The 14,042-nt window shown below is 48.3% G+C and carries 14 protein-coding genes; all 14 read left to right on the top strand.

Annotated elements, in window-relative coordinates:
- The first annotated feature begins 441 nt into the window (after positions 1–441).
- A complete protein-coding gene (locus tag EYZ66_RS12785) occupies positions 442–1,539 on the top strand; it encodes a sigma-54 interaction domain-containing protein (RefSeq protein ID WP_009576168.1) in 1,098 nt (365 codons plus the stop codon).
- 315 nt (positions 1,540–1,854) lie between these two features.
- The gene (locus tag EYZ66_RS12780) at positions 1,855–3,099 is read left to right on the top strand and encodes a sigma-54 interaction domain-containing protein (protein WP_160195700.1); all 1,245 of its coding nucleotides are present in this window, start codon (positions 1,855–1,857) and stop codon (positions 3,097–3,099) included.
- Complete coding sequence (gene fliE / locus EYZ66_RS12775) at positions 3,096–3,431, top strand: flagellar hook-basal body complex protein FliE (protein ID WP_050793420.1); 336 nt, start codon at positions 3,096–3,098, stop codon at positions 3,429–3,431. Before EYZ66_RS12780 ends, fliE begins: the two co-directional genes overlap by 4 nt.
- 16 nt (positions 3,432–3,447) lie before the next feature.
- The gene (gene fliF, locus EYZ66_RS12770; RefSeq protein ID WP_009576171.1) at positions 3,448–5,370 is read left to right on the top strand and encodes a flagellar basal-body MS-ring/collar protein FliF; all 1,923 of its coding nucleotides are present in this window, start codon (positions 3,448–3,450) and stop codon (positions 5,368–5,370) included.
- A gap of 84 nt (positions 5,371–5,454) precedes the next feature.
- On the top strand, positions 5,455–6,441 hold the full coding sequence (gene fliG, locus EYZ66_RS12765; protein WP_216088971.1) for a flagellar motor switch protein FliG: 987 nt from the start codon (positions 5,455–5,457) through the stop codon (positions 6,439–6,441).
- On the top strand, positions 6,434–7,324 hold the full coding sequence (locus EYZ66_RS12760) for a hypothetical protein (RefSeq protein ID WP_009576173.1): 891 nt from the start codon (positions 6,434–6,436) through the stop codon (positions 7,322–7,324). The genes fliG and EYZ66_RS12760 overlap by 8 nt, the downstream gene beginning before the upstream one ends.
- The gene (locus EYZ66_RS12755) at positions 7,314–8,645 is read left to right on the top strand and encodes a FliI/YscN family ATPase (RefSeq protein ID WP_009576174.1); all 1,332 of its coding nucleotides are present in this window, start codon (positions 7,314–7,316) and stop codon (positions 8,643–8,645) included. The genes EYZ66_RS12760 and EYZ66_RS12755 overlap by 11 nt, the downstream gene beginning before the upstream one ends.
- A 3-nt stretch (positions 8,646–8,648) precedes the next feature.
- Positions 8,649–9,071: a hypothetical protein gene (locus EYZ66_RS12750; protein ID WP_040816812.1), complete on the top strand. Its 423-nt coding sequence runs from the start codon at positions 8,649–8,651 to the stop codon at positions 9,069–9,071.
- 59 nt (positions 9,072–9,130) lie between these two features.
- Positions 9,131–11,038, top strand: a complete 1,908-nt coding sequence (locus tag EYZ66_RS12745; RefSeq protein ID WP_160195699.1) for a flagellar hook-length control protein FliK — start codon at positions 9,131–9,133, stop codon at positions 11,036–11,038.
- 19 nt (positions 11,039–11,057) lie between these two features.
- A complete protein-coding gene (locus tag EYZ66_RS12740; protein WP_009577022.1) occupies positions 11,058–11,642 on the top strand; it encodes a flagellar basal body-associated FliL family protein in 585 nt (194 codons plus the stop codon).
- 14 nt (positions 11,643–11,656) lie between these two features.
- Complete coding sequence (gene fliM, locus EYZ66_RS12735) at positions 11,657–12,679, top strand: flagellar motor switch protein FliM (protein WP_009577021.1); 1,023 nt, start codon at positions 11,657–11,659, stop codon at positions 12,677–12,679.
- 2 nt (positions 12,680–12,681) lie between these two features.
- Positions 12,682–12,990: a flagellar motor switch protein FliN gene (fliN, locus tag EYZ66_RS12730; protein WP_009577020.1), complete on the top strand. Its 309-nt coding sequence runs from the start codon at positions 12,682–12,684 to the stop codon at positions 12,988–12,990.
- 10 nt (positions 12,991–13,000) lie between these two features.
- A complete protein-coding gene (locus EYZ66_RS14415) occupies positions 13,001–13,285 on the top strand; it encodes a flagellar biosynthetic protein FliO (protein WP_040817618.1) in 285 nt (94 codons plus the stop codon).
- On the top strand, positions 13,282–14,034 hold the full coding sequence (gene fliP / locus EYZ66_RS12720) for a flagellar type III secretion system pore protein FliP (RefSeq protein WP_009577018.1): 753 nt from the start codon (positions 13,282–13,284) through the stop codon (positions 14,032–14,034). The genes EYZ66_RS14415 and fliP overlap by 4 nt, the downstream gene beginning before the upstream one ends.
- Positions 14,035–14,042: the final 8 nt, after the last annotated feature.

Here is a 14,042-nt window from a genome sequence, read left to right as displayed (position 1 = left end):
TATTGTTACGACTTCTGAGGTGTTAGTGTTTGAACGATGAAAAAGGCGATGGCGTGACAAAACCGTGCACACAGCGTGAGCATGATGTATTGAAACATTGAAATTTTTGGGAAGGATGGTGCCCGGGTGCTCTAGCAGTTCATAGACACAGCAACAAAAGCATTGCGTATTTTCATTGGTTTGCCATATGCTGGTAGCGGTTCAAGAGAATTGGTGGTGCTACTATTAGTGCCACTTGACTCCATAGCCTATAGGGGTAGGCAGGAGGTCATGGGGGGTATACCAAACTATATAGGCATGATCGGAAATTTTGGGAGGTTTTGGAGAGTCTAATTATTCATTTTTGGAATGCGGACCTTTGTGTTAACTTTGGGGGTTCTAGCCGCACTGCATTCCGTTATTGCGGCGAAACACTCTCAAGCTGAAATTTGATTGGTGCTTATGTCTAATAGTTGGATTGGCTCATCCTCGCAGACCCTCGAGCTTAAGGGCTTAGTTTCTCAGATTGCGAATACCGATGCGCCGGTCTTAATACGCGGTTCCTCTGGGGTGGGTAAGGAAATTGTTGCCCAGTATATTCATCGATCGTCCGATCGCGCGGCTTCGGGTGAGTTCGTTGCAGTGAATTGTGCCGCGATACCACACGATCTGCTTGAGAGCGAGTTATTCGGACATGTCAGAGGTGCTTTTTCGGGCGCAATATCTGACTATAAAGGCAGATTCCGTCAGGCTCATGGTGGGACACTGTTCCTTGATGAAATTGGCGATATGCCTGAGCAATTGCAGGTCAAACTTCTTCGTATTATCCAAGATGGGAGGGTCAGGCCCCTTGGTGCAGACAAAGAGATACAGACAGATTCGCGAATAATATCGGCAACGCATCTCGATATGGAAGAAGCTATAAAAGTAGGCTCTTTTAGAGAAGATTTATTCTTTAGATTAAATGTGGTGCCTCTTTTCGTTGCTGATCTCCGCGAGCGGCAGGAGGAAATCCCCGATCTCTTCGAGTTTTTTGCGAATAAGTATGCGTCTAGTCACCCCCCGATCAGCCTTTGCCCCTACTCTAGTGCACTAATCATGACCTACGATTGGCCGGGCAATGTCCGAGAGTTAGAAAACTTCTGTCAAAGGTTGTCGATTTTTTACCCTGGGCAGAAAATTAACGTTAGATCTATCTCACAACAATTTATCCCGCCGGGTATGCGATCAATCATTAGTGAAGTGGCAGCGATCGGATCTGGCTCTGCGCTCCCCGACCTCGAAAGTATCGGTTTGAACGCTGCTGACTACGATTCTGCGGCTGCGCAAAGTGAAACAGATTCTCTTCATACACTCCAAGACTTCGATCGGTGGATCGGGATTGGTTTAGAGGATCTCGATGTGTCGGAGGGCTTAAAACAGTCGATGACCGAAATAGAAAAACGGCTCATCTCGTCTGCGCTCAAACTGGTTAATTACAATGTGTCAGAGTGCTCCCGACTGTTAAAGGTCAACCGGACGACGCTGATCGATAAGATCAATAGGTATGAAATTTTGTAGGATTCTCCTTGTGTCGGAAAACCGACACGCCGCTTAGCCCAGCAGAGTAAAAACAAAAATTCCCTTAATTTTCAGCCACTAATGTTTATTGGCGCATGATTTGCATGGAAACAAAAAAATGCATAGCGAGATCAAGTTCGAGTGAAGTGTTTATTGTTACAGATGTTCAACGGCTCCGATTTCTCGGGTCATCTCAAGGGGGCTTTTGAGTCGTTAGGCCACGACTTCGCAATAGAAGAGGTCTCTCTCGATAATCTTTCGAGTCGTGAAGTAATGCAGCCCTCTTGCACAGTCTGCTGCGTTGGTGATGAGGTCATGAAGTCTCAGGCATCGCTCTATGTACTCGCTGAGTCTCTTGAGTTCAAAAGCAGTGTGTTCTTGATTCCGCGGAATGCCATCGAGCTGGCGCTGCTCCTCGGTCGTATGGGCTGCGAAAGGGTATTTCCTATTCCAGAAAATACCAGTGATTCCGATGCGTGGTTGTTTTTGGCTACTCAAGTTCAACAGCTCATTGGGGCAGTATCTAGCAGAGAGGGCACGCGAAAATCCATGATTTTCAGTGACCCCAAAAGCAAAAGCATGTTGGCGCTGATAGAGCGCGTTGCAGGGGTCGAGGTGTCTACCTTGCTCACGGGTGAGTCAGGAGTAGGGAAGGAAGTCGTGGCCACCATTCTCCACAAAATGTCTGCGAGGGCAAGAAAGCCTTTTATCGCGGTTAATTGCGCCGCAATTCCTGAAAACTTAGTAGAAAGTTTTTTGTTTGGGCATTGCAAGGGCGCATTTACCGGTGCTGTTAAAGATCAGCCTGGAGTATTTGAGGAGGCTGATGGCGGGATTGTTTTTTTGGACGAGGTTGGTGAGCTTCCTCTTCATGTCCAGCCAAAACTCCTCAGGTTGTTGCAGGAGCGACGGTCAGCGAGGGTGGGAGCGCACAAGGAGCACAGCTTCGATGTTCGAGTGCTCGCTGCTACTAATCAGGATCTCCATGAGCTGGTCAAGCAGAAAAAGTTTAGAGAAGATTTGTTTTACCGGATAAACGCATTCCACATCAGAATACCGAGCTTGAGGGAGCGGACAGAAGATATCAAAAACATCGCACTATTCTGTGCATCCTCATTACTGATCGGAGGTTGCGTTGCCGAACTCACGGAGGAAGCGATACAGAAGCTAATCTCTTACGGTTGGCCTGGTAATGTTCGTGAGCTTGAGAACGTGATTTGTCGCGCTAAAGTTCTGGCGGTTGCCGCTGTCATCGAGCCACAACATATTGTGTTCGATTCTGTGAGCTTCATTGACGAGAGCCCAGATCCCGAGAGTTCGAGCCTTCAAGCGACGTCAGACGTGCCTCAGGGCTCGGTATCAAGCCTGTCTGCGAGTAAAGAGGAGCTGGAGCAGCAGTGGATCCTCAGGGCCATCGAAGAGACGAGTACTCGGGAAGAGGCGGCGGCTGTTCTAGGGATTAGCCCGAGGACACTAAGACATAAGTTGCAAAAGTTCAAACAATTTGGATCTATGGTTACAGAGCAGAGATCTGAAGCGATCGGAGGGTTTGGTTCATGATAAGCGATAAGACTGTCAATGGAGTTCTAGGGCTTTTGCAGCAGGCACAGGAAGTGCACAGAAAATCTTCGGAGCTCGCGGCTTTCTCTGGATTGGAATCTTCCGCTACAACGGGTAAGTTTTCTGACAGCATCATGGACGTGATCAAGGATGTCAATTCGCAGCAGATGCAAGCTAGCGAAACCAGGGCATCATTCGAGTACTCAGAGGACATGCCGCTGACTCAGGTTATTCTGGACACGCAGAAAGCGTCGATTGCTTTTGAAGCAACTCTTCAAATAAGAAACAAAGTTCTCAAGGCATACCAAGATATCATGAGTATGCCAGTTTAATGCGAGCAGGTGAATTATGGAAACTGTTATGATCGACAACGCCTCGAATCGGGGCGGGGCTGGTGTCCCTAGTCTTTCTGGTCAGGATGATGCGGGCGGTGCCGGCTCCTCTAAAACGGCGTCGGAGCCGAACCAAAATACAGCGCTGAGCACCACAGCGACGGGCCTCGCTCCAACTGTCAGGAGAGTGCTCCAGCAGCCTGCCGTGAAGCGTTCAATGCCCGCGATTTCTGTTCTTTTGGCGGTACTCCTTTTTGTCATTTTTGGCTCAATGCTAAATTCAACCGGTTACCGCTCGATATCCAATGGCATGAGTGAGCCTGATCGACAGGCATCATACGACGCTCTGCTGGCATCTCAGTACAAGGTAAGGATTAATCCCGCGTCAGGAATGATAGAAGTCCCAGATGGATCATATCAGCAAGCCAAGTTGTTCTTGGCTTCACAAGGTCTCCCGAGGTCTGCCATTGCTGGGGGATATAGCGCGCTGAATGAAAACGCGTCTATGACGCAAAGCCAGTTCATGGAACAGGTCCAATATAACAACGCAATGGAGCTAGAGCTCGCAAAAACGATAAGCCAGATAGATTCCATCGAGAGTGCCAGAGTCCACATAGCGGTCAACAAGCAAAGCGTTTTCGTGCGAGAGCGGATGCCATCTAAAGCTTCGGTGGTTGTGAAACCCTATTTTGGCCGGGTGGTGACGCAGCCACAGGTCCAGTCCATCATCCACCTGGTTTCTTCGAGCGTTCCCTACATGTCAACGACCGATGTCACCGTAGTTGATAACTATGGAATCTTACTGTCATCAGATAGCAGCGACGATAGTCTCGGAACACAGAAAAACATCGATTTTGAAAGACGTATGGAAGCGGAGCTGTCAGGTCGGATTGTGGACTTGATAATGCCGGTCTTGGGCGAGGGTAATGTCAAGAGCATTGTCAATGTGGATGTAGACTTTACCGAGACAGAGTCAACTTTTGAAGAATTTGATCGAAGCGGAACCGGACCAAAAACCAGATCAGAAGTATTAAGTAACGACGAAGTTATAGGGCAAGCTGCGGCTGGGATTCCCGGCGGCGTTTCTAACATAGCGCCTGATGCTCCAGAGTTAGAGGCCACCGGCGCGGCAGCTGGTGCGGGTGCAGGGCTAGAGACTACTCAGCGGACTCAAACAACGCGCAACTACGAGTTAGATAAAGCTGTCAGATATGTCAAAGAGCAGCCAGGACGGGTTTTAGGGTTGACCGCAGCTATTATGCTTAATGAGTCGGCCCTGAGAGATTTAGTATTAATAAAGTTGCGACAAGCTGCTGGTACCACATCCAATTCGACCCCATTAGAAGGGAGATTGGCACCAGACAGTGCGGGTGATGTGAACGCAACCTCAGTCGGGTTGGAAGAGTTTTCAGAGCAGCAGATCAACGAGCAGATGGACATCGAGATCGAGCGGTTTAGGGGGCTCGTGATAAGGGCTCTTCCATTTGACGACGTAAGGGGTGATAGCATTAACATTGCCGCGGCGCCATTTTATATTGATGCTCCGATAGAGATTATTACGCCATGGTGGGAGCAGGAAGGGATCGTTGAATGGGGTAAGCACGGATTTACTGTCATTGCGTTTCTGTTTCTCTTGCTTCTTGTCGTTAGACCCATCATGGCATTCTATATGCCCAAACCAAGTGTCGATGACCTAGCCGTTCTCGCAGAGAAGATGAAGGATGGAGAGCTCACCCCGGCAGAACTAGAAGCTCTTGAAAAAGGGGAGACGCTCGAAGAAATCAAAGCGAAACTCAAGCCCAAGAAATCGTCGATATCAGCCGATATGTTGGATACTGCCAACACCTATGATGATAAAGTGGCACTCATCAGGCTTTTGGTGGCCGAAGACTCGGGACGAGTGGCTAACGTGCTCAAGAAAATGATCAAGCCGGCTTAAAGTAGGGAGTGGGCATACAATAGGAATTTGATGATGGCAGACAAATCAAGCACTTCAGGGGCTCTTGATAGCGAGTTCATTTCTATGACGAGCACAGAGCAAGCGGCGATCATTGTGTTATTGCTGGGTGAGCAACAAGCCTCCGATATTATCAAGTATCTCAATCCGAGAGAGGTGCAGGCTCTGGGTTCTGCCATGATGTCTGTTGCCGATATCCCGCAAGAATCTGTGAATGCCGTCCTCGATGACTTTGTGCAAACAATCAAGAAGCAAACCAACTTAGGGCTCGGGACTAACGAATATGTAGAGACGGTGTTTAAGAGAGCACTGGGGGAAGACAAAGCATCGACGGTTCTTGGTCGAATCTTGCCAGGTGCCTCAAGTAAGGGCTTAGAGATCTTAAGGTGGATGGATCCAAGGGCGATAACCGACATGATCTCTGGCGAGCATCCTCAAGTCATCGCCATTATTCTCTCGGTCTTGGAATACGACATTGCTGCTGATGTTCTGAATTTCTTACCGGCCGAAAAGCGAGCCGAGATTTTGCAGCGAGTCGCGAACCTGGAATCTGTTCAACCATCTGCAATGGAAGAATTGGAGCGGATCATGAAACAGCAGTTCTCCAGTAATTCATCTGCTAAGTCCTCTAGTTTTGGTGGTGTCAAAACGGCGGCCAAGATCATGAACTTCGTAAAAGTCGACCTTGAAAGCAAGATCATGGGTGATCTTTCGGCAATCGATGAAGACATCATGTTAAAAATCCAAGATAATATGTTCACCTTCGATAATCTTTCGATGGTAGATAACAAGGCGATACAGGTTCTCATGCGCAATGTTGATCAAGACATGCTGATGGTAGCCTTAAAGGGTGCAGGTGAAGAAGTGAAGGAGAAGTTCTTCGGTAACATGTCTCAGCGTGCCAGAGCAATGTTCGTTGATGATATGGAATCTAAAGGCCCCATGCGCATATCTGATGTAGAGGATGCTCAGAAAACCATCATGCGTCTCGCACGAAAGCTCTCAGACGCTGGTGAATTAGTGCTCGCTGGACGAGGTGATGACTTTGTCTAACCCAGATCCAAACCGTGGTGCAGTATCATGGCAGCTCACTGAGCTCCTCGCCGCAAATAAGCGCGCCAAATCCTTTTCCAGCGCCACTTTGGCCGATCTATCGGAGACCGACGGTGGCTTTGAAAAGATTGCTTGGCAACAGTTCTCAGATTTGGATTCCATCGCTCCATTGGCACCCGCAGCAGCGACTGTTGATAATATTAGCTTGGAGCTTGGGTTGGCATCTGATGAGGAAATTGTGCCCGCAGTGCCGTCGGGGGTTGAGCAAAACAAGAGTTCACAGGTGCTCGAATTTGAATCCGAAGAGGACGCTGAAATTTTTTCGGACTCTGAGATAGACGAAGGTCAGGAGCTCGAAGACGAGAAGCAGTTGTCTGTAGACTCAGATTTAGAGAGCACGAGCTTTCTGGCTGGTCTCGCGGAGGGTCGCCGGCTCGAGGCGGAGGAACGATCACTTCAAGCCGAGAACCTCCACGGGTGCGAGTCAGTCTTGGAGGATATTCGAGCCAAGCTAGAAGCGATGCCTCCACTCTGGTCACAATTGGGGGAGCTGACATCTCTCGTCGCAGAGACCCTTGTGCGGGAAAAATTGTCGATTGATGACTCGCTTTTGAGTCGTTTCTACAAATCTGTGATAGAGGAAGCCTGTATTAAAGAGCAGGTCCCTGTCGTTGTGGAGTTGAATGGCCAGGTTGAAGAGTGGTTCGCGCAGTCTGGGTTGACTTTGGATTTTAATGATCGCGTCACGATAAAGGTTGATCCCTCTTTGTCAATCGGTGATATCCGAATTAGCTTCGACGAGGTCGTGGTGGAAAAAATGCTAACAGCAGATGCTGCGTTATTGAGTCAACGCATCTCGGAGATTGTCGCTGATGGGCATTGATTTTGAGATGGGTTGGGTCAAGCGCGACCTCAGGTCGGTAGACGCTGAGCGGTCGTCACTAGTCCTCAGTGTAACTGGGAATATTATTGAAAGTCAGGGTTTTGTCGCTGGAATGGGAGCGATGTGTGTTATCGATGATCCGAGCGGTGGCCATCCAGAAGTTCTTGCTGAGGTGGTGTCTTTCGATAAAGAGACTATTAAGCTGATTCCGTATCATGAGACCACCGGACTGTCTCGTAGGAGTCGAGTGAGGTTTTTTTCTGAAAGTGTTGGGCTATCCGTAAGTGATGATCTGTTAGGACGTGTGATCAATCCTCTCGGAGAAATCATCGACTCGCAGCAGGTAACACGTGATTCGCGAAACGCGACACACTTCTCCGGGTCAAAAATCCCACCTCTTGAGAAAGCGAGCATAAATCAGCCACTTGATGTTGGTGTGCGAGTCATAAATGCTTTGTTAACGATGGCAAAGGGTCAGAGGATTGGATTAGTTGCTGGTTCTGGCGTCGGTAAAAGTACTTTGATGGCTATGATTACCAAGCATACGGATGCCGATGTTGTCATTGTCGGTCTTATCGGCGAACGGGGGCGGGAAGCACGTGAGTTCATCGAAGATACGCTTGGTCCGGAAGGATTGAGAAAGGCAATTATTGTTCTCGCGACCTCCGATACAACTGCAGTGATGCGTAGAAGAGGGGCAGAGGTATGCCATATCTTAGCCGAGTATTTTAGAGATAAGGGTCAGAATGTTTTACTACTTTGCGACAGTTTAACGCGTGTGGCTCATGCGCAACGAGAGATTGGACTCGCAGTTGGAGAGCCTCCGACAAGTAAAGGGTATCCCCCGTCAGTGTTCACTGAACTTCCCAAGTTAATGGAGCGCGGAGGGATGGGTCGACCCGGCTCCGGGAGTATTTCCTCGATATACACGGTTTTGGCTGAGTATGATGAGGGTATGGACCCTATCGTAGAGATAGCGAGAGCGACCTTAGACGGGCAAATAATGCTATCAAGGCAGTTAGCGGATGCCGGGCACTATCCAGCGATTGATCTTAACGGATCTATTTCTCGGTTGGCAGCGAAAGTAGTATCAGACGAGGTGCTTGACGCGGCAACGAGATACCGTAGGTATTGGTCTTTGTACGAGCAAAATAAAGACATCATAAACATAGGTGCGTACAAATCTGGCGCAGACGAAAGTCTGGATGTGGCAGTAAGGATGCGTTCCAGTATGGTTAAGTTTGCGAGACAATCGGTCGATTTGGCTGCTGGCATGGATGAATCGGCGGAAAGTCTTCTGGCCCTAATGGGTGAGTCATAAGCGATGCAGAAATGGACTGCCGTGATAGCAAAAATTGCTAACGCTCAGTCTGAGTTGTTACTGGAAATCCGGTCTAGTGAAGAAAAGAGGGTCTCTGTCCATGGCTCGTTAAAATCTCTCCAAGAAGCAATTGATGCTATTGATGATGAGAGAGCTCTCCAGAAAGAATATGTAGGATACAGTTTGAAGGTTTCGCGCGATTTCCTTGCCCGGCTCAGTGTGCTAAAGCAGCAATGTTATGACGACCTCAGCGTAATAGAAGATGATTTAACTGGCTTGACGGTAAAACTGAACAACTTAATGAAAGAGAAAAAGAAGTATGAGAAGTTGGTAGAGTCGATCGAACTCTCCGAAAGAGCAAAGTTACGACGTCAAGAAGATGCTGAGTTAGATGATAGGATCATCATGGCTCGGCCGCTCCGATAGTGCTGGCACGCTTTGTGCATAGATAACAGTGTCGATGCAATGTAAGAGGATTGAGGCAAGTGGACTCCATAATAGGTTCGGTGATCAAAGGATTGACTGCTGGGTCGAAAAGTACCGAGATCAGCGATTCTAAGTCGCCTCAGGCACAAACGGGTGCAGACTTTAAGCGCATCGTGGGCGAGACATTGGCGGCTGAAAAAATCCGCCAATCTGGCAATACTTTGCCGACAGCGGCAAATCATGCCGTTAAGGTCGGAGCAGAGACTCAATCGGGTATTTTTGACAGACTTGGGCAATCAGTGTCCTTAGATGTCATAGATGGTGATAGTTTCGATTTAGTTGTGATTGGAGAAAAAGCTTCAGTTGAAGAAGCAATGGCTTTTGGGCGAGAAGCGGGTCTATCGTCTAGTACGATATCTCAGTTGTTTGACGGTGATGCGGCAAAATCTTTGGCTTCTGACGGGCGCTCTCTGCCATCTAGTGGTAGCGCAGCATTTCAGGCCTTATCGCTTCAGCCAGGCGTGACCGCCTTGAGAGCTCCCAGCATGGCAGCTATGTCTGTCGACGACGCACCAGAGGCGATGTCTGTAACTCTCAGCACCAACGATGCCTTACGCTATGCCAGCACCCCTCTTGGAGCGGCGCCAACTTCCGGGCTAGCACAACAAGATGTAGCGGTTAACGCCAGTATGACTGCGCCAAGCGCTCTTAGAACTACTAGCGCCCCTACTGTGCCAGTCGCTGAGACACCCGAGGCGATGTCTGTAAATCTCAGCGCCAACGACGCTTTGCGCTATGCCAGCACCTCTCTTGGAGCGGCGCAAACTTCTGGGCTGGCACAACGAGATGTAGCGGTTAAAGCCAGTATGACTGCGCCAAGCGCTCTTAGCGCTCTTAGCACTACTAGCGCTCCGACTATTCCGGCCGCTGCGATACCAGAGGCGATGTCTCTAAACCTCAGCACCAACGACGCCTTGCGATATGGCAGCGGGGTCCCTGGGTCTGCGCCAGAGGTAACGGTCAAACCAAATATAGCGGTTGGCAGTGATGGGGATATGAGACGAGTTGACCCAGGAATTGATGTGGCTGTTACACGGTCAGTCTCACCTAACCAGACCCCGGGTCAAGCGGTGCCAATCGCTACTGGTCTTGCGTCTATCGGGCAGGGAGACGAGGCCAGCAGAACAGAAGTCACGTTGGCTTACCAGCTGAGTATGCAGTCGCGCTCAGAACGCCTCAGTAAAGAGTCGGGTAGATCGGCAATAGCCACTAAGACTCTTGAGTATTCTAAGCATGCTGAATCCAGAGATCCCGGCGCCTCGGTTTACAGACCTAATCCCACGGAGATATTAGTCCCAGCAAGGTCTGCAGAGATGGTCACCGCGATTAATTTGGGCAGCATTGCTACTCCTCTTTCGGGAATGCATGCGGAGCCCGCGAGTGGCCTAGGGCAAGTCAGTCCGCTCGCGGCTGAGGCCCAGAGAGGCGCAAATCTGACTCAGTTCGTGGCGCAAGATCAACAAAATGCATCTGTAAAAGAGCAGTTCCTATCGCGGTTCTCGGCCGAGCTCGCTCAACGTTTTGTTTCGAAAGTCCAAGACGGAACCTATAAGTTAGAATTCGATCTCAAGCCTCGTGATCTCGGGAAAATCGAAGTGATTATGGAGTATCGCGATGGAAAACTTGACGCGATTTTAAGTTCTGCCAATAGTGTTACCAGAGATATCTTGAGCGAAGGTATCAACAGACTCCGAGATTCTTTGATGAGTAGCGGCGTGAATTTGTCGAGCTTAGACGTGGCGAGTGGTTCTGAGCGCTCATTGCGAGATGATACTGCGAGCACCGGGCGACCAGCTAAGGTGGCAGGGGAAAGTGGTGACAAGTTGGTTGCAACGACGGGAGAAGAGGCTGTAGCAGAAAGTCATGTTATTGATTTTAGCAATTTGAATATTGATCTTTGGGTTTGACAGAAGGGGGTAGCGGTTTATGGCAGATGAAGACACAGATGAAGTTGTTAAAGCAAAACCGCCGATTCTTAGGTATGTGTTAATCGCTTTCATCTTTATTTTTATGATGGCCCTAAGCGTTGGCATCACTGCTTACTTCTTGGGTTTTTTCGATGCTAAACAAGACGAAGAAATCGAGAAAGCAGTTCAGCAATTGGAGCAGGAAGCGGAACAAGCTCGTTCCAGAGCCGAGGAGCTGGCGCGCGGTCCAGATAAAGTGTCGATTGACGCACCGCAGTTACAGAGGTTCAAGAATTCATATCTCGAGATCGAGGCACCTTTGGTAGCGAATATCCTGAACTCTAGAAAAGTGATGCAAGTTAAAGTCGCGATTATGACGCATTATGATGATAGAGTGATCGCCAATATGGAAACTCATGCGTTTGCAGTCAGATCAGAAATGCTCGATGTGCTGCGAAAAGTCAGTGAATCAGAGCTGGCCAAAGATGACTTTCGCAAAAAGTTAGCCGAGGATCTAAAAATGGCAACCAATAGTGTCCTTGAGAGATACGAGGATTTCGGTGGTGTCGAGGAAGTATTTTTCACAGAGTTTGTGGTTCAGTGAAATAAGGTGGAATTGTGGCGGACGACAGCAGACAGTTAACAGAGGAAGAGGTGGCGGCGCTATCTGATTTAGAGTCTGAGGATTCTGGGGTTTCGCACGACATTTCTTCAGAGCTAGGATATCTAGCGCCGCACAATCTCGCTAACGAGGATCGCACAATAGGTATCAATCTCGGTGCCATTGATATGATCACCGAGCGGTTTACGCGTCATTTCCGGTTGGGCTTGTTAGAAGTTCTCAGGTCGAGTCCAAAGATACATGTTGATGCAGTCAAAACCGTAGTCTTTGAAAAATATTTGTCTGATCTGGCCCCGCCCCTTTCTGTAAATACCATTCGGATTAATCCTTTGCGCGGAAGTTCGCTCGTTGTTTTAGATCCCAATGTAGTATTCGCGGCGCTTGATAATTTTTTTGGAGGTTTCGGACGCGGTATCGCGGGGTTGCCGCCAGGAAGAATGTTTACCCCCACTGAAACAAGAATCATCAACATCATGATGGAGCTGATCTTTGCATCTTTGAAAGAAGCATGGGCCCCAATTATGCCGATTGAATGTGAGAATGTCAGTGCAGAGATAAATCCCCAGTTTGTTCAAATAGCAGATGAAAAAGATCTCGTGGTTGTCTGTCATTTGTCGGTGGAGATAAGCGAAGCGGAAGTGGGTAGAATCGATATTGTTTATCCTTTTGCGTCATTAAAACCGATCCGTGACGAGCTCAGAGCTCGCGTTCAGAGTGACACTGATACCCCGAGGGATGCCGGTCTCTGGCATGATGACTTAGAGACCTCCGCTAGCTATGCGGAGCTGGAAGCCGTCGTAACTCTCGGTGAGACAGAAATACCTCTGCATCAATTTCAATCGCTAAGGTCCGGTGATGTGCTGTGGTTTAAAAAGTATGAAGATGCACAGATGATTATAGAGGGAGTCCCTGTTTTCGCTGCTGACGTTGGTACCGTGAAAGGTCAAGTTGCAATCAAAATAGTGAACTCTAACTCATTTTTGGCCCGAGAAGAGCGCAACCCAATAGGAGATGAATAAACATGGCTGATGAGAGCGAGGTTCTAAAGGACGAGCCCGTTGATCGGGAATCATCGTTCAATACAGAGGTATTACAGAATATTCCGGTCAATATTTCCGTTGAGGTGGGTCGAACTAAAATACGTATTAAGGACCTACTCAAGTTAAAACAGGGTAGTGTCCTCGAGTTAGAGAGGATCGCTGGAGAGCCTCTAGATTTGCTAGTCAATAATACCGTTGTGGCTCAAGGAGAGGTTGTCTTAGTAAACGAGCGCTATGGTGTCCGATTGACTAATGTAATCCCCTCTGAAGACAGAATAAAGAACGTGTAATTCGTCGACAATGTATGAATTGGATATTCCACGGTGGGTGACGGCGATTCTCGTTACTTTCGGTCTGCTTCTCGTCATACTCTACTTCAGCAAAACTCACTTAAATTTTCGCCGCGATAACGTGGGTGTTAAAGTGCGCTCACATACCATGTTAAAAAACAATGCCTCACTTTATGTGATAGAGATCGAGAACCAGAGATTGTTGATCGGTGTTACGAAAGAGAACATGACGATTTTGACTTGCTTAGAACCCGTTTCGACTTTAGATGAAGCGCTTCAGGACATGAGTAAATGAAAAATTTAATAAAGCCCGGTCTAAGCTTGCTGCTTGTTTTGTTTGCGGATGTCAGTTTTTCACAAGGCACGATACCGATTGTCACGTCTAACGCCTTGCAAAATGGTCAAACCGAGTACTCAATAACCCTGCAATTGTTGGGCTTGATGACCATTTTGACTTTGCTGCCATCATTACTGCTCATGATGACCAGTTTCACGAGAATTATCATCGTCTTATCGCTTTTGCGACAAGCCATGGGTACGGCTCAAACACCCCCCAATCAAGTCCTTCTGGGCCTGGCTTTATTTTTAACGATTTTCATAATGACTCCCGTAGCTACTGTCGTGAACGAGGAGGCGATTCAACCCTATGTAAACAGCGAGATCGGGCTTGAAGACGCATTACTGAGAGCGCAAGTGCCAATCAAGACCTTTTTGCTGCAGCAAACAAGAGAGTCAGATATTCAAACCTTTATTAGCCTTCTGAATGATGACGTCCAGTACAACACCCCGAATGATTTACCACTGAATATCCTAGTACCCGCGTTCATCGCGTCAGAGTTGAAGAGCGCCTTCACAATTGGGTTTATGCTCTACATTCCCTTTGTCGTCATCGATTTGGTTGTTGCCAGTATTCTAATGTCTATGGGTATGATGATGCTCTCGCCAATGATGATTTCTCTCCCTTTCAAGCTATTACTGTTCGTGATGGTCGATGGGTGGAATCTACTTATTGGGTCTCTAGCCGGAAGTTTTGCCCAGATATGAGGGTGTAG

The sequence above is a fragment of the Aequoribacter fuscus genome, assembly GCF_009910365.1.
Classification (GTDB): Bacteria; Pseudomonadota; Gammaproteobacteria; order Pseudomonadales; family Halieaceae; genus Aequoribacter; species Aequoribacter fuscus.
The sequence above is the reverse complement of the archived record's forward strand: the minus strand, read 5'-3'. Positions and strand labels throughout refer to the sequence as shown.